The organism is Enterobacter cloacae complex sp. R_G8 (assembly GCF_024599795.1).
GTDB classification, from domain to species: Bacteria; Pseudomonadota; Gammaproteobacteria; order Enterobacterales; family Enterobacteriaceae; genus Enterobacter; species Enterobacter dissolvens.
On sequence record NZ_CP102246.1, the window covers coordinates 1,194,322 to 1,209,526 of the forward strand.

The window sequence follows — 15,205 nt, forward strand, 5'->3', positions numbered from 1 at the left end:
TTTATGTCTGTGGTAATCAGCGACGCGTGGCGCCAGCGTTTTGGCGGTACGGCACGTCTCTATGGTGAAAAAGCCCTGCAGCTGTTTGCGGATGCGCATGTCTGCGTCGTGGGCATTGGTGGTGTGGGCTCGTGGGCGGCAGAAGCGCTGGCGAGAACCGGTATTGGCGCAATCACGCTGATTGATATGGATGACGTGTGCGTCACCAACACCAACCGTCAAATCCATGCCCTGCGTGACAACGTCGGCCTGGCAAAATCTGAGGTCATGGCAGAGCGTATCCGCCTGATCAACCCGGAATGTCGGGTCACGGTGATTGATGATTTTGTGACGGCAGATAATGTCGCTGACTACATGAGCAGAGGCTACAGCTACGTGATTGACGCGATTGATAGCGTGCGTCCAAAAGCGGCGCTTATTGCGTACTGTCGTCGTTACAAGGTGCCACTGGTGACCACCGGTGGCGCGGGCGGACAAATTGATCCAACGCAGATCCAGGTGGCCGATCTGGCGAAAACCATTCAGGATCCGTTGGCGGCCAAACTGCGTGAACGGCTGAAAAGCGACTTCAACGTGGTGAAAAACAGCAAAGGTAAGCTGGGCGTCGACTGCGTTTTCTCGACTGAAGCGCTGGTTTATCCGCAGGCTGACGGCTCGGTCTGTGCCATGAAAAGCACGGCGGAAGGGCCTAAAAGGATGGATTGCGCCTCAGGATTTGGTGCGGCCACCATGGTGACCGCCTCCTTTGGCTTTGTGGCGGTATCTCACGCCCTGAAGAAGATGATGGCGAAGGCGGAACGTCAGGCCTGAGCCTGACGGGCGGCGTCCTGTACCGCTTCACTAAGGGCGACCAGGCCCTGGCCGCGCGAGGCGCTCAGCTGCGCGCGCAAACCCAGTTCATCGAACAGGGTCAGCGGCGAGTGCGCCAGTAGCGTCGCCGCGCTTTTACCCTCGACGGCGGTTAACAGCACCGCCAGCAGCCCGCGAACGATGCGTCCTTCGCTGTCGCCAAAGAAATGCAGTTTCTCTCCGGATACGCTGAACCCAAGCCAGACGCGGTTTTCGCACCCCGCGATCTCCTTTGCCTGTGCTTTAAGATCGTCAGAAAGGGCCGGAAGCTGCTTACCCAGCAGGATCAGTTGACGATATTTATCTTCCCATTGCGTGAGCGGCGCAAAGGTCTGTTTTAACGTTTCTTCTGTGATCACTGTGCCAAACGGGTGTCCGGCTAAAGCAGAGCTAGTCATTAATCCACCAGGAGTTCAAGGGCGCGGTCAACCGCGGAAATCAGTGCGTCGACATCGCTTTGGGTATTGTAAGGCGCAAACGAGGCGCGCAGTGTACCACTCACGCCAAGTGCCGCCAGCAGCGGCTGGGCGCAATGCTGTCCGGCACGCAGGGCAATGCCATATCCGGCCAACAGCGTCACCATGTCGCTATGGTGTACGCCTGCAAAATCAAAAGCTAACAGGCTAGAGTCCTGCACGCGGAACGAACGAAAGCCAGGACGTTTTTTAAGCTCCTCTTCAGCCAGCGTCGCCAGACCCCGGCTCCAGCTTTCAGCCTGGACAATGTCCGTTTCAGCGAGCCATCCGAGGGCGGCGCTCAGGCCAATGACGCCCGCCACGTTCGGCGTTCCTGCTTCCAGACGGTAAGGAACGTCCTGCGTTTTAAAGCCCTCGAAAGAGACTTCTGTGATCATCTTGCCGCCACCGAGCCACGGCGTCATTTGCGCCAGCAACTCAGGCTTACCGTACAACGCCCCAATACCGGTTGGTCCGTAAAGCTTATGTCCTGAGAAGGCATAAAAATCGATATCCAGTTTTTGCACATCGGCCGGGAAATGGACCACACCCTGCGCACCGTCGATCATCACCACCATGCCGCTGGCATGCGCGATGCGGATAGCCTGTGCCAAATCCGGGCAGCCACCGGTGACGTTCGACATCTGTCCAAGCGCCAGAATGCGGCTGCGCGGTGTAATCAGCTCCGGTAAACGTGCCACGTCCGGCAGATAGTCTGCCCCCAGCGGGAGTTTCACCACCCGTACCCCGGTTTGTTCTGCCACCATCAGCCAGGGTACCAGGTTGGCGTGATGTTCCGCCTCACTGACGATGATTTCGTCTCCTGGCTGGAGCAGGGGGCGGGCATAGCACTGGGCCACCATGTTAATGGCTTCGGTGGTGCCTCGTGTCCAGACGATGTTTTTTCCGCTGTCGGCATTGATCAGGCGTGCAACCTGATCGCGTGCGGCTTCATAGCGAGCGGTTAAGCGCCGGGCCTCGGCAAACTGGCTACGATGCACATTGCCTGCGCTCAGGCTATAGAACTGCTGCGTTGCCTCAATCACCGCCTGTGGCTTTAAGGCGGTGGCAGCGCTATCAAGATAAATACCGGCATCGGCCAGCGCCGGAAACTGTGCGCGAAACTGCGCAGGACTGAAAGCGTTCATGGAATTCCTCATCTCATTACAGAGATCGTCGCGCAATTTCCGCGCCACGGCAAGGCGGATGATCTCTATCGGAATAGTCTGCTTATCACTATGCCCCTGAAAAAGCAGGTTATGCTAAATAGTGTTAGGCGGATGTTTTAGCCTGTTATAAATCGAGGTTTGAATAGCATTAATTGCTAAAGGAGAAGAATCATGAATAAGACAGCTGCAATCATTTCTGCCTGTGCGTTTACTTTTGCCCTGAGCGCCTGTTCTGGTAACAACTACGTCATGCACACTAACGATGGTCGTTCCATTGTTTCGGAAGGGAAACCGACAACCGATAACGATACCGGGATGATTTCATATAAAGATGCTAACGGGAACAAGCAGCAGATTAACCGCACGGACGTGAAAGAGATGAAAGAGATCGAGCATTAACAGATCGATAAGCAAAAAAAAGCACCGCAAATTGGCGGTGCTACATTAATCACTATGGACAGACAGGGTAAATGTACAGGAAGTGAAAAATTGGTAGCGTTGCTACCGTGGTCTGAATCGCAGACCAATTGCAAACACAACAACACAACATCACAACCGTAAGCCAAAAGCCCTTCAGAACACGCATTCCAAAAAAAGCTTCTCGTTCCGGCTCAGGAAGTGCCGCCACTATAGGTATTTGCTGGTAGTTCCTCAACGGACAAATTATAATGGCTCAGATAAAAAAAACTAATAGGTTAAACGTTGTTTCCTATTTGTTAAATCTCGTTAACATCTAAGCCAGATAACCATGTCCAAGCGATTGCCACCCCTTAATGCATTACGCGTTTTTGATGCAGCAGCACGTCACCTGAGCTTCACCCGTGCAGCAGATGAGCTTTTTGTGACACAGGCCGCAGTAAGTCACCAAATCAAGTCCCTGGAGGATTTTCTGGGCCTCAAGCTGTTCCGCCGGCGCAACCGTTCACTGTTGTTGACGGAAGAGGGGCAGAGCTATTTTCAGGATATTAAAGAGATTTTTTCCCAGCTCACGGAAGCCACGCGTAAGCTGCAGGCGAGGAGTGCAAAAGGCGCACTAACGGTAAGTTTATTGCCCAGTTTTGCCATTCAGTGGCTGGTGCCCAGACTCTCAAGCTTTAACTCAGCTTATCCGGGAATTGACGTTCGGATCCAGGCCGTGGATCGTCAGGAAGACAAACTGGCGGACGATGTGGATGTCGCCATTTTTTATGGTCGCGGTAACTGGCCAGGCTTGCGTGTCGAGAAATTATACGCAGAATATCTGCTACCGGTCTGTTCGCCGCTGCTTTTAACAGGTGATAAAGCGTTAAAGTCGCCCGCCGATCTGGCACAACATACGCTATTACACGATGCTTCTCGCCGCGACTGGCAAACTTATACCCGTCAATTAGGTCTTAATCATATAAACGTGCAGCAGGGGCCCATTTTTAGCCACAGTGCGATGGTGCTACAGGCTGCCATTCACGGACAGGGCGTGGCGCTGGCGAACAACGTCATGGCGCAGTCCGAAATTGAGGCTGGCCGTCTGGTTTGCCCTTTTAATGATGTACTGGTCAGCAAGAATGCGTTTTATCTGGTTTGTCATGACAGTCAGGCAGAACTGGGTAAAATAGCCGCTTTCCGGCAGTGGATACTGGCGAAAGCGGCGAGCGAGCAAGAAAAATTCCGCTTCAGGTATGAACAATAACTTTTGTGTGCCGGGCACGCATTACTTTAGGACTGAAACATGACCAGCCGATTCATGCTGATTTTTGCCGCGGTGAGTGGCTTTATTTTTGTTGCACTGGGCGCCTTTGGCGCACATGTCTTAAGCAAGTCTTTGGGCGTCGTTGAGATGGGCTGGATCCAGACCGGCCTTGAATATCAGGCGTTCCATACCCTGGCTATTTTTGGGCTGGCGGTGGCGATGCAGCGCCGGATCAGCATCTGGTTTTACTGGAGCAGTGTATTCCTGGCGCTGGGCACGGTGCTGTTCAGCGGCAGCCTTTACTGCCTTGCACTCTCGCATTTGCGCCTGTGGGCGTTTGTTACACCTGTCGGCGGCGTCAGCTTCCTGGCAGGGTGGGTATTAATGTTTATCGGAGCTATCCGTCTGAAACGCAAGGGCGTTGTTCATGAATAAGGTTGTTTTATATTGTCGCCCGGGGTTTGAGAAAGAGTGCGCCGCGGAAATTACGGATAAAGCGGCGAAGCGAGAAGTCTTCGGTTTTGCGCGCGTTAAGGATAATGCGGGCTATGTGGTGTTCGAATGCTACCAGCCTGACGATGCGGATAAGCTGGCACGCGAGCTGCCGTTCAGCTCACTGATCTTTGCGCGCCAGATGTTTGTCGCGGGTGAGTTGTTGAAAGATCTTCCGCCAGAAGATCGCATCACCCCGATTGTGGGCATGCTGCAGGGCGTGGTCGAGAAGGGCGGTGATTTGCGCGTTGAGGTGGCCGACACCAACGAAAGCAAAGAGCTGATGAAGTTCTGCCGTAAGTTCACCGTACCGCTGCGCGCGGCGCTGCGTGATGCCGGCGTGCTGACAAATTACGAAACGCCAAAGCGTCCGGTGGTGCATATCTTCTTTATTGCCCCGGGCTGCTGCTACACCGGTTACTCTTACACCAACAACAACTCTCCGTTCTTTATGGGGATCCCACGACTGAAGTTCCCGGCTGATGCGCCGAGCCGTTCAACCCTGAAGCTGGAGGAGGCGTTTCACGTCTTTATTCCGGCGGATGAGTGGGATGAGCGTCTGGCCAACGGCATGTACGCGGTCGATCTCGGGGCATGCCCGGGGGGCTGGACCTATCAGCTGGTGAAACGCAACATGTGGGTGTCGTCTGTTGATAACGGCCCGATGGCGCAAAGCCTGATGGACACCGGGCAGGTCACCTGGCTGCGTGAAGACGGTTTCCGCTATCGTCCAACCCGCAATAACATCTCCTGGATGGTGTGCGATATGGTGGAAAAACCAGCGAAAGTGGCGGCACTGATGGCCTCCTGGGTGGTGAACGGCTGGTGCCGTGAGACCATCTTTAACCTGAAGCTGCCAATGAAAAAGCGCTATGAGGAGGTCTCTCAGAACCTGGCCTATATTCAGCAGCAACTGGATGAACACGGCATTAACGTGGAGATCCAGGCGCGTCAGCTGTATCACGACCGCGAAGAGGTGACGGTGCATATTCGTCGCTGGTGGGCGGCCGTGGGCGGGCGTCGCGACGAGCGATAGGCCCCTCACCCGAACCCTCTCCCCAACGGGGAGAGGGGACTCTTAACGCTCTAACCTCAACTGCTGCAAATTCCCGTCCAGCTGTAAATCCGTCTGTAACGTCGCCACATCCCGGCAGATAAAGGCCATCTCTTTATGTGCCTCCAGCTTCTTGCGCCATTTTTCCGGGACCTCATCGAGCCGGGCGTAAATCCCTTCCAGATCCTGAAAATCCGTCAGGAGTTGTGCGGCACTCTTGGGTCCAATACCGGCAACGCCCGGCACCTTAGAACTGCTGATCCCCGCCAGCCCCCAGTAGTCAGGAAGCTGTTCAGGCGAGACGCCAAATTCACTGGCAATAAACGGGGCGTCGAGCCAGCGTTTCTGGAAGTAATCACGAATGCGGATAGTGGGAGAGAGCAGCTGACAGTAGCCTTTATCCGTCGATACAATGGTTGCCTGATGCCCGGCGCTGGCCACTTTGACCGCAAGCGTCGCCGCCAGATCGTCGGCTTCATTGCCCTGGGCGCCCCAGCAGGGCACGCCGCGCTGTTCAAATGCCGTGCGAATCATCGGCATTTCTGAATGCAAATCGTCCGGCATCGGGGCGCGTCCGGCTTTATAGTCCGGCAAACGCTGATGTCGCCAGCCGGAATTACGCGCCTCGTCATCAAACACGGCCACGACATGCGTCGGTTCGCTGTGGCGAATAAGTTGCTCCAGCGCGTGCAGACAGGTGTCCTTACAGGGCGTACCTTGCACTGCATGGATCCGGCGAATCAGGTTGAGCGCGTCGACGATAAGCAAATGAACAGCCACAGATATTCTCCCTTAACTCTAATGGCTAAAGGGTATCACTGTCGGCAGGATGAAACGAATAGCGTGAGGAAAAACAGGAAGAAGCCTCGCAAAACGAGGCTTCCTGAGCGGCTTAATCGCAGGTGACGATCTTCATTGCCAGACCACCGCGAGAGGTTTCACGGTATTTGGCGTTCATATCTTTACCGGTTTCGTACATGGTTTCGATAACCTTATCGAGGCAGACGCGTGGCTCGCTGGTGCGGCGCAGCGCCATACGTGCGGCGTTCACTGCCTTCACGGAGGCGATCGCGTTACGCTCGATACACGGCACCTGAACCTGTCCGGCAACCGGGTCACAGGTCAGCCCCAGGTTATGCTCCATGCCGATTTCGGCGGCAATGCATACCTGCGCCGGGCTTGCACCCAACAACTCTGCCAGACCCGCTGCGGCCATGGAACAGGCCACGCCGACTTCACCCTGACAGCCCACTTCCGCGCCGGAAATGGAGGCGTTCATCTTGTACAGTGACCCAATCGCACTGGCGACCAGCATATAGCGCGCCAGCGAGTTCGCGTTCACTTCACGGATAAACTTGTCGTAGTACGCCAGCACCGCCGGAACAATACCGCAGGCTCCGTTGGTTGGCGCGGTGACCACGCGGCCACCCGCGGCGTTCTCTTCATTTACCGCCAGGGCGAACATGTTGATCCAGTCCACCACCGCCATCGGGTCGGTTGTCGTTTTGTCGGTGCTCACCAGCATACGGCGCAAGGCGGCTGCACGGCGCGGTACGCGAAGCTTACCGGGCAGAACGCCTTCGGTGGTGATACCGCGTTCAATCCCGCCGCGCATCACCTCCCAGACGTTAGCAAAGTGCTGTTCCAGCTCCGCTTTACTGTGCAGGGCCAGTTCGTTTTTCATCATCAGGCCAGAGAGGGAGAGGCCCGTCTCCTGGCAGTGACGCTGTAAATCCGCCGCCGTTTTGTACGGATACGGCACCTCGACAGAAGCGGTATTGGTTTGACCAAAGTGGTCTTCGTCGACGATAAACCCGCCGCCGATAGAGTAATACGTCTGGCTGTAAACCGCGGTGTCACCTGCCAGGGCGGTAATACGCATACCGTTTTCGTGCAGTGACAGGTTGTCGGCATGGAAATTCATGCAGCGATCAACCGGGAATTCCACTTCGTGTTCACCCTTTGCCAGCAGCAGGCGACCGTGGGTATTAACGTCCTGGATGAAGCCAGGGATCGCATCAATATCTACGGTATCCGGCAGGTTACCCGCCAGGCCCATGATAATGGCGATATCGGTATGGTGGCCTTTACCGGTGAGGGAAAGGGAACCGTATACATCGACAACCACGCGGGTAACGTCGTGCAAAATACCGCGTGCAATCAAGTCATCCGTGAACTGTTTACCGGCTTTCATTGGTCCGACAGTGTGAGAGCTGGAAGGACCAATACCGATTTTGAAAATATCGAATACGCTAATCATGATGCGTCCATTGCTTTCAGTCAGAGAGGAGAAGTGCGCCGCCCGAAGACGGCGCTGGAGGTATTAGCTGAACAGTGAGTAGAAAATGGCAGAGATGGCAATCAGACCCATAACCACAACGAACACGTTGCTGATATGGCCGCTGTATTTACGCATCGCAGGGACTTTCTGAATCGCGTACATCGGCATCAGGAACAGAATCATCGCGATAACCGGGCCGCCCAGGGTTTCAATCATGCCCAGGATGCTTGGGTTGAGCGTTGCAACGGCCCAGGTGGTCAGCAGCATAAACAGCGCAGTGATTTTGTTCAGTTTGCTGATTTCAATGCTCTTGCCTTTACCACGCAGAGATTTAATCACCATACCGTTGAAGCCTTCACGTGCGCCCAGATAGTGGCCCAGGAAGGATTTGGTGATAGCGATAATCGCGATGATTGGCGCCATCCAGGCAATCAGCGGAGCGTTAAAGTGGTTTGCCAGGTAAGACAGAATAGAGATGTTCTGCTCTTTCGCTGCCGCCAGGTCCGCCGGGGAGAGGCTCAGTACGCAGCTGAAGACGAAGAACATCACGGTCAGCACCATCATGATGTGTGCACGTGCCAGGATGCTGGAGCACTTCTTCTCTGCGCCTGCACCGTACTCTTCACGTTTCGCCACGGCGAAGGAAGAGATGATCGGGGAGTGGTTAAAGGAGAAGACCATCACCGGAATCGCCAGCCACAGGGTCATCATCAGACCATTACCGGTCGCAGATGCGCTGCTCAGGGACAGGGTTTCCAGCGCTGCACCGTTCCACTGTGGGATCAGGTAGCAGGCCAGCACCATCAGGGCGGCAACAAACGGGAACACCAGAACGCTCATCGCTTTCACGATCATCTGCTCGCCGAAGCGCACGATGGTCATCATACCGACGATCAGGATCAGAGACAGAATGGCACGCGGTGGCGGCGTCATCTGCAGCTGGTGCGTCATGAAGCTTTCAACGGTGTTGGTGATCGCCACGCTGTAAACCAGCAGAATCGGGTAAATCGCGAAGAAGTAGAGCAGGGTAATCAGTTTACCTGCGCCGATACCAAAGTGTTCTTCAACCACTTCAGTAATGTCTTCACCCGGGTTTTTACCAGACAACACAAAGCGGGTCAGACCGCGGTGTGCGAAGAAGGTCATCGGGAACGCGATGATGGCCATGATGATCAGCGGGATCAGACCGCCGACACCTGCGTTGATAGGAAGGAACAGTACACCAGCGCCGATTGCTGTGCCGTAAAGGCCAAGCATCCACATGGTATCCGTTTTGCGCCAACCACTTCGGGATTCAATCGAAGCAACGGTGCTGGTTTGAGTGGTTTCCATCTGTATCTCCTGGAGGAAGCAAATTGTCAGGTTTGTAGTCAAATCCGATGAAAAAATGCCTGACGGTAATATGAAATTCGTTCAGTGACGGTTTTTTAATAATTTTCACCCGTAACTATTGGCGGGCGGAAAGATACATTCTACTTATGAATGTATCAGTGATCGCGATCCCAAATGCAATAATCCACTCATGATGTGGGTATATTTAGACCATTTCTCTGTTAAAAAAACATCAAAGAGAATTTACGGGCGCGAAGGCTACCATTAACAACATGTGGCCTGAAAGAGTGGCCCCTAAGATAGGTGTCTTACGCTGTAAAGACGGTGGGTTTTAGGATTTTCTGATAAGTAATTTGCTTTAAAGCTGATAATTTATGGTTTCAAAATCCAGGTAATCGTTTGCGTTCGCTGCCTGTTTGTAAATCGTATAAGCGATGGCTATGAATTGATGCGAAAAAAAGCCGGGTAGCGACAGAACGCGACCCGGCCCTCAGATGAACGATTGAAACGTTACGTACAGATTTCGTAGCAAGGAATGTAAGCTGAGCCCGGCAGCTTCATGCGGTGTTGGGCGACAAAGCCCTGCAGCATGTCATCCATGCGGCGCATCATCTCCGGGTCACCGTGGATCTTATACGGGCCATACTGCTCAATGGCGCGGATCCCCACCTCTTTCACGTTACCCGCCACAATGCCGGAGAAGGCGCGTCGCAGGTCGGCGGCCAGCACTTCCACCGGCTGGTCCGGATAGAGTTTCAGGTTCGCCATATTCTCATGCGAAGGCTCGAATGGGATCTGCAGATCCGGCGCGATACGGATTGACCAGTTAAAGCTGTAAGCATCTCCGGTATCACGACGGTTCTCTTTCACCAGCGGCATCGCCTTTTTCATCTGACGCGCCACTTCTGCGGCATCGTCAATGATAATGCGATAGTGACGACGTGCGGCTTCACCCAGCGTATGAACGATAAACTCGTCCAGCACACGGAAGTAGTCGGCACTCTCTTTCGGCCCGGTCAGGATTAACGGCAGAACCTGATCTTTGTTGGCCGGGTTCATCAGGATCCCCAGCAGGTAGAGCAGCTCTTCCGCCGTTCCTACCCCGCCCGGGAAGATGATAATGCCGTGGGCGATACGGACAAACGCTTCAAGACGTTTTTCGATATCCGGCATGATAATGAGTTCGTTAACCAGCGGGTTAGGTGGCTCAGCGGCGATGATTGACGGCTCGGTCATGCCGATAAAGCGTCCCTCTTTGTATCGCTGCTGGGCATGACCCACGGCGGCACCTTTCATTGGCGCTTCCATCGCGCCTGGACCACAGCCGGTGCAGATATTCAGCTCGCGCAGACCAAGCTGGGTTCCCACCCGACGGGCGTAGAGATATTCGGTTTCGTTAATCGAGTGACCGCCCCAGCAGACGACCATATTAGGTGCTTCGCCAACGTGGAGGGCACGGGCGTTACGCAGAATAGAAAACACCAGGTTGGTGATATGAACCGAGCTTTCCAGGTCAAGATGCTGGAAGCGGCCCGCGTTGTGGATCTGCCCGTTAACAAACAGGATGTCACGCAGCACGGCAAACAGGTTGGCCTGCAGGGAACGAATAATCCGCCCGTCGACGAAGGCCTCTTCCGGCGGGTTAATGACTTCAAGTTTCACACCGCGCTCGCGGCGCAGCACGTTGATATCAAAGCTTTCGAAGCGGGATAACAGTTCTTTACTGTTGTCTGTCAGGCTTCCGGAGTTCAGTACGGCAAGTGAACAGTTACGAAACAGTTGATAAAGATCGCTGCTGGCCGTGCGTTTAAGCATGTCCACTTCCAGCTGCGACAACATATCCATTGAGCCAAGCGGGCTAATATGTGTAATCAAGTGAGCTCCTTATGGGACGATTATCGTCATTCCCTGTTGATTACAATAGCCCTGGCGTGTGGCGTTTCACAACCTAAAGCGCCTCATTACTCGCCCATATTGTGAAAATATTTATATTACTGACGCACCAGTCGACCGGTTGCAGGCACAAAATCGGTATTGGTGCGCCACGGGTTAATATCCAGCCCACCACGACGGGTATAGCGCGCGTACACGCTCAATGTCTCTGGCTGACAGAAGCGCTGGATATCGTTAAAAATGCGCTCCACGCACTGCTCGTGAAATTCATTGTGGTGACGGAACGACACCAGATAGCGCAGCAGTTTTTCCCGGTCAATTTTCGGGCCGCGATACTGGATCTGCACGGATCCCCAGTCCGGCTGGTGGGTAATCAGGCAGTTGGACTTCAGCAGATGGCTGACCAGCGTCTCCTCCACGATCTTCCCGCTCGCCGCAGTTTCGAGGTACTCGGTGCTGAATTCGTAGTTATCCACCTCGATATCCTGATCGTCGATGCAGGTGCCGTTAAAGTGGGCGATGGGCTGTCCCTCCAGCTCATTCAGGCGATACAGCGCAACGCTCACGTCGCCCTGGGCGCAGGCGCGTAAATCACGCTCCAGCGTGCGCTGGACCTCTTCCAGGCTGGTGAATTTGGTCTGATTAAAACTGTTGAGGTACAGCTTAAAGCTTTTGGATTCCACCAGGTTCTGGCTGGCGTGGTCCAGCTCAACCTGGCCCACCGCCACCTGCGGCAGACCGCGAGCATTAAGCCAGGAGAGTTCATACAGCGTCCAGATATCACCGCCGACAAACGGCAGCGCGTCTGCACGTAATCCTAAAGGATCGCGGTTGAGGCTGCGTGGAACACCCTGCAGCAGGCTGGCATCGTAGGTGTCGCGGTAATCGGTCGATTTGCCCAGCGTTAAGCTGGTTAACGCCTGATGATTTTCGTAAGACATGTTTCATAGTCACTTTACAGGTACACTTATGGGCTGAGTTTATCCTGTCTTACCAGAAGAGAGAAATCGGTGGATATCGAAACTGCAAATGCCCTTAAGACCTTCACGACCCGCTACTGCGACGCCTGGCATGATGCGCGCGAAACGTGGCCGCAAAGTGCTGATTTATATGGTGTGCCGTCGCCCTGCATTATCTCTTCGGTGGATGACTACGTTATCTGGCAACCGCAGCCCTGGAGTGGCGAGCAAAATGTAAATGCGGTTGAACGCGCAATGGACCTTGTGGTACAACCAGCGATTCACGCGTTTTACACCACGCAGTTTGCAGGGGATATGCCTGCCCGCTTTGGTGATGTGGCGCTGACGCTGTTGCAGACCTGGAGCGAAGACGATCTGCAGCGTGTTCAGGAAAACCTGATTGGTCATCTGGTCACGCAAAAACGCCTTAAGCTTTCTCCGACACTCTTTATTGGCACTCTGGACAGTGAACTGGATGTTATCTCCGTCTGCAACTTGTCCGGTGAGGTGATCAAAGAGACTATCGGCACCCGCAATCGCGAGACGCTCGCCCCCTCTCTTGCGGATTTCCTTACCCGACTTGAGCCGCTTCTGTAATCCATCATGCTACAGCGCGTGTGAGAGATCTCTTACACGGTTTGTGAGAGATCGCCGCAACATTCAGTATTACCTTACGGAATTAAGAATAATATTATTATAACTATCAAGGTATTAGTCTGTTTCTGACTCATCATCCCTGCGATCCTTAAGCTTACGACCCTCACAGGGTGGGTTGTAAGACGAAGCGGAATAGCGGATTCTATCTCTGTCGACAGGATGCCGACACGAGAAACGAACATCAGGATGATGGCGTTACTCAAACTGGACACGTCAGGATGGCGCTGCAGGAAGGCTTCAGGATGAAGCAAAAGGATAACGCAGGATGCGTAAGGGACACCTCCAGGAAGGAGAACGAGAGCCGGTCAGGAAGAACGGTGGGTCAGGATGGCCAGGACGTTTCAGGATGAAACAGACATATCAGGACGATGTGCGCGGGATGCAAAAGGTTTACGGATGACCAGGCCTTCGGGCTTCAGGAAAAGTTGTCACGGATGAGCAGGGAGCATGAATTGTAGCTGGAATGCTGCGAAACGAACCGGGAGCACTGTTTTTACAGTGCTCCCTTTTTTTATTTCTGCTGCCTGCAATGCTATGCTGCGCGCCGTTCATTTTTTCAGTTGAGGTTACTATGACGCAACACGATAGCGTTCGTGCCCGGTTGCACGCCATCGAAGCTCTTTTGCGCCAACATCAGCTGTGGCAGGAGACCGCGCCGCAGCCAGAAGCGTTCGCAAGCACCCAGCCGTTCTGCCTGGATACGCTGGCGCCGTTTGAGTGGCTTCAGTGGGTGTTAATTCCCCGTATGCATGCGCTGCTGGAAGGGGGACACCCGCTGCCGCAGGCGTTTGCTGTCTCGCCTTACTATGAAATGGCGCTGGAGGCCACCCACCCGGCGCGTGCTGTCATGCTGGCTGAGCTGGAAAAGCTGGATGCGCTGTTTGCCGGTGATGACGCATGACGCTTGAGATCCTCTATCAGGATGAGTGGCTGGTGGCAGTGAACAAACCGTCGGGATGGCTGGTGCATCGCAGCTGGCTGGATCGTGACGAGAAGGTGGTTGTGATGCAGACCGTGCGCGACCAGATTGGTCAGCATGTGTTTACCGCCCATCGCCTGGACCGACCCACTTCCGGTGTACTGCTGATGGGATTGTCCAGCGAAGCCGGTCGCCTGCTGGCGCAGCAGTTTGAGCAGCATCAGATCCAGAAACGCTACCATGCGATTGTGCGTGGCTGGCTGACAGAAGCCGCGACGCTTGACTATCCTCTGGTGGAAGAGCTGGACAAAATCGCCGATAAATTTGCCCGCGATGATAAAGGTCCGCAACCTGCGGTAACCGGGTATCGCGGTATGGCGACCACCGAAATGCCGGTGGCAACCAGCAAATTTCCCACCACCCGCTACAGCCTGGTTGAGCTATTGCCCAAAACAGGGCGTAAACACCAGCTCCGCCGACACCTGAAGCATTTGCGTCATCCGATTATCGGCGACAGCAAGCATGGCGATCTGCGGCAGAACCGCAGCGCGGCCGAACATTTTGGTTGCGATCGTCTGATGCTGCACGCAAGCGAACTGAGCCTGACGCACCCGTTTACCGGTGAACCGCTGACGATCCATGCGGGTCTGGATGATGTCTGGATGCAGGCGCTGTCACAGTTTGGCTGGCGGGGGCAACTCCCCAAAAATGAAAGGGTTGAGTTTGTCTCAGGCAACGTTCAGGATGAACAGCAAGCGCAATAATTAAGGGAACACATCATGGCTGAAGTAGGCATTTTTGTCGGCACAATGTACGGCAACTCGCTGCTGGTAGCGGAAGAGGCTGAAGCGATACTCGCAAGCCACGGGCATAAAGCCACGGTTTATGAAGACCCGGAGCTGGCAGACTGGGAAAAGTATCAAGATAAATACATTCTGGTGGTGACCTCCACGACCGGGCAGGGCGATCTGCCGGACAGCATCGTGCCGCTGTTCCAGGGCATTAAAGACCGGCTTGGCTATCAGCCGAACGTGCACTACGGCATCATCGCCCTGGGCGACAGTTCTTACGCCAATTTCTGCGGCGGCGGTAAGCAGTTCGACGCGCTCCTTCAGGAACAGAGCGCCCAGCGCGTGGGCGAGATGCTGCTGATTGACGCCGGTGAACACCCCGAACCCGAAAGCGAGTCAAACCCGTGGGTTGAGAACTGGGCCACACTTCTCAAATAACATCCTGCCCGGCGGCGCTTCGCTTGCGCGGGCCTACGGGTTTTCCTGGCCGGGTCAGGCGGTGCCGCCACCCGGCGATAACGTCCGCCCTGAACGCCAATTCCGTGAACCATCTTCCACTCTCTTAGGCTTTTGCCACAAACAACCGTTCTCATGCCCCTCAATGTTGTGTTTTTGCACGGTGAGAGAACGTGTCACTCCTTCATATACTTTCCCGGTCACAATAAAACGGCTTCAGGCCGTACCAAAA

The 15,205-nt window shown here is 54.5% G+C and carries 16 protein-coding genes; 9 read left to right on the forward strand and 7 right to left on the reverse strand.

From position 1 onward, the window contains the following. Positions 1 to 3 precede the first annotated feature (3 nt). Entirely contained in the window at positions 4 to 810 is an 807-nt protein-coding gene (tcdA, locus tag NQ842_RS05730; RefSeq protein ID WP_046889018.1) for a tRNA cyclic N6-threonylcarbamoyladenosine(37) synthase TcdA, read from the forward strand. Here tcdA and csdE read toward each other — a convergent pair. Together csdE and csdA are read right to left on the reverse strand one after the other, a co-directional pair. Then, positions 801 to 1,247: a cysteine desulfurase sulfur acceptor subunit CsdE gene (csdE, locus tag NQ842_RS05735; protein WP_125365615.1), complete on the reverse strand. Its 447-nt coding sequence runs from the start codon at positions 1,245 to 1,247 to the stop codon at positions 801 to 803. The two genes, tcdA and csdE, sit on opposite strands and share 10 nt — an antisense overlap. Then, positions 1,247 to 2,452 (reverse strand): cysteine desulfurase CsdA, encoded by a 1,206-nt coding sequence (gene csdA, locus NQ842_RS05740; RefSeq protein ID WP_257256609.1) that lies wholly within the window; start codon positions 2,450 to 2,452, stop codon positions 1,247 to 1,249. Before csdA ends, csdE begins: the two co-directional genes overlap by 1 nt. A 192-nt stretch (positions 2,453 to 2,644) precedes the next feature. On the opposite strand from csdA, the gene NQ842_RS05745 reads away from it, so the two are divergent. The 4 genes from NQ842_RS05745 (at position 2,645) to rlmM (ending at position 5,667) form a co-directional block, all read left to right on the forward strand. Then, a complete protein-coding gene (locus NQ842_RS05745) occupies positions 2,645 to 2,872 on the forward strand; it encodes a YgdI/YgdR family lipoprotein (protein ID WP_008499648.1) in 228 nt (75 codons plus the stop codon). Between the two features lie 349 nt (positions 2,873 to 3,221). Then, on the forward strand, positions 3,222 to 4,139 hold the full coding sequence (gcvA, locus tag NQ842_RS05750; protein WP_014833108.1) for a glycine cleavage system transcriptional regulator GcvA: 918 nt from the start codon (positions 3,222 to 3,224) through the stop codon (positions 4,137 to 4,139). 39 nt (positions 4,140 to 4,178) lie between these two features. Then, the gene (locus NQ842_RS05755; RefSeq protein ID WP_003862756.1) at positions 4,179 to 4,574 is read left to right on the forward strand and encodes a DUF423 domain-containing protein; all 396 of its coding nucleotides are present in this window, start codon (positions 4,179 to 4,181) and stop codon (positions 4,572 to 4,574) included. Continuing rightward, positions 4,567 to 5,667 (forward strand): 23S rRNA (cytidine(2498)-2'-O)-methyltransferase RlmM, encoded by a 1,101-nt coding sequence (rlmM, locus tag NQ842_RS05760; protein WP_257256610.1) that lies wholly within the window; start codon positions 4,567 to 4,569, stop codon positions 5,665 to 5,667. Before NQ842_RS05755 ends, rlmM begins: the two co-directional genes overlap by 8 nt. 42 nt (positions 5,668 to 5,709) lie before the next feature. Here the strand turns inward: rlmM and xni are convergent, their stop codons facing one another. The 5 genes from xni to queF form a co-directional block, all read right to left on the reverse strand. Next, the gene (gene xni / locus NQ842_RS05765) at positions 5,710 to 6,465 is read right to left on the reverse strand and encodes a flap endonuclease Xni (RefSeq protein ID WP_014833106.1); all 756 of its coding nucleotides are present in this window, start codon (positions 6,463 to 6,465) and stop codon (positions 5,710 to 5,712) included. 112 nt (positions 6,466 to 6,577) lie between these two features. Further along, entirely contained in the window at positions 6,578 to 7,945 is a 1,368-nt protein-coding gene (locus tag NQ842_RS05770) for an L-serine ammonia-lyase (protein WP_047361408.1), read from the reverse strand. Between the two features lie 63 nt (positions 7,946 to 8,008). Next, complete coding sequence (locus NQ842_RS05775; RefSeq protein WP_014833104.1) at positions 8,009 to 9,298, reverse strand: HAAAP family serine/threonine permease; 1,290 nt, start codon at positions 9,296 to 9,298, stop codon at positions 8,009 to 8,011. 510 nt (positions 9,299 to 9,808) lie between these two features. Continuing rightward, the gene (gene ppnN, locus NQ842_RS05780; protein ID WP_008499641.1) at positions 9,809 to 11,173 is read right to left on the reverse strand and encodes a nucleotide 5'-monophosphate nucleosidase PpnN; all 1,365 of its coding nucleotides are present in this window, start codon (positions 11,171 to 11,173) and stop codon (positions 9,809 to 9,811) included. Between the two features lie 116 nt (positions 11,174 to 11,289). Then, the gene (queF, locus tag NQ842_RS05785; protein ID WP_096927719.1) at positions 11,290 to 12,132 is read right to left on the reverse strand and encodes an NADPH-dependent 7-cyano-7-deazaguanine reductase QueF; all 843 of its coding nucleotides are present in this window, start codon (positions 12,130 to 12,132) and stop codon (positions 11,290 to 11,292) included. Between the two features lie 69 nt (positions 12,133 to 12,201). On the opposite strand from queF, the gene syd reads away from it, so the two are divergent. The 4 genes from syd to NQ842_RS05805 all read left to right on the forward strand — a co-directional run bounded on the left by syd (position 12,202) and on the right by NQ842_RS05805 (position 14,955). Further along, positions 12,202 to 12,747 (forward strand): SecY-interacting protein, encoded by a 546-nt coding sequence (gene syd, locus NQ842_RS05790; RefSeq protein WP_014833102.1) that lies wholly within the window; start codon positions 12,202 to 12,204, stop codon positions 12,745 to 12,747. A 631-nt stretch (positions 12,748 to 13,378) separates the two neighbouring features. Further along, complete coding sequence (locus NQ842_RS05795) at positions 13,379 to 13,708, forward strand: YqcC family protein (protein ID WP_013098527.1); 330 nt, start codon at positions 13,379 to 13,381, stop codon at positions 13,706 to 13,708. Beyond that, entirely contained in the window at positions 13,705 to 14,490 is a 786-nt protein-coding gene (gene truC, locus NQ842_RS05800; RefSeq protein ID WP_047361410.1) for a tRNA pseudouridine(65) synthase TruC, read from the forward strand. Before NQ842_RS05795 ends, truC begins: the two co-directional genes overlap by 4 nt. 15 nt (positions 14,491 to 14,505) lie before the next feature. Continuing rightward, on the forward strand, positions 14,506 to 14,955 hold the full coding sequence (locus tag NQ842_RS05805) for a flavodoxin (RefSeq protein ID WP_014833100.1): 450 nt from the start codon (positions 14,506 to 14,508) through the stop codon (positions 14,953 to 14,955). The last annotated feature ends 250 nt before the right edge of the window (positions 14,956 to 15,205 follow it).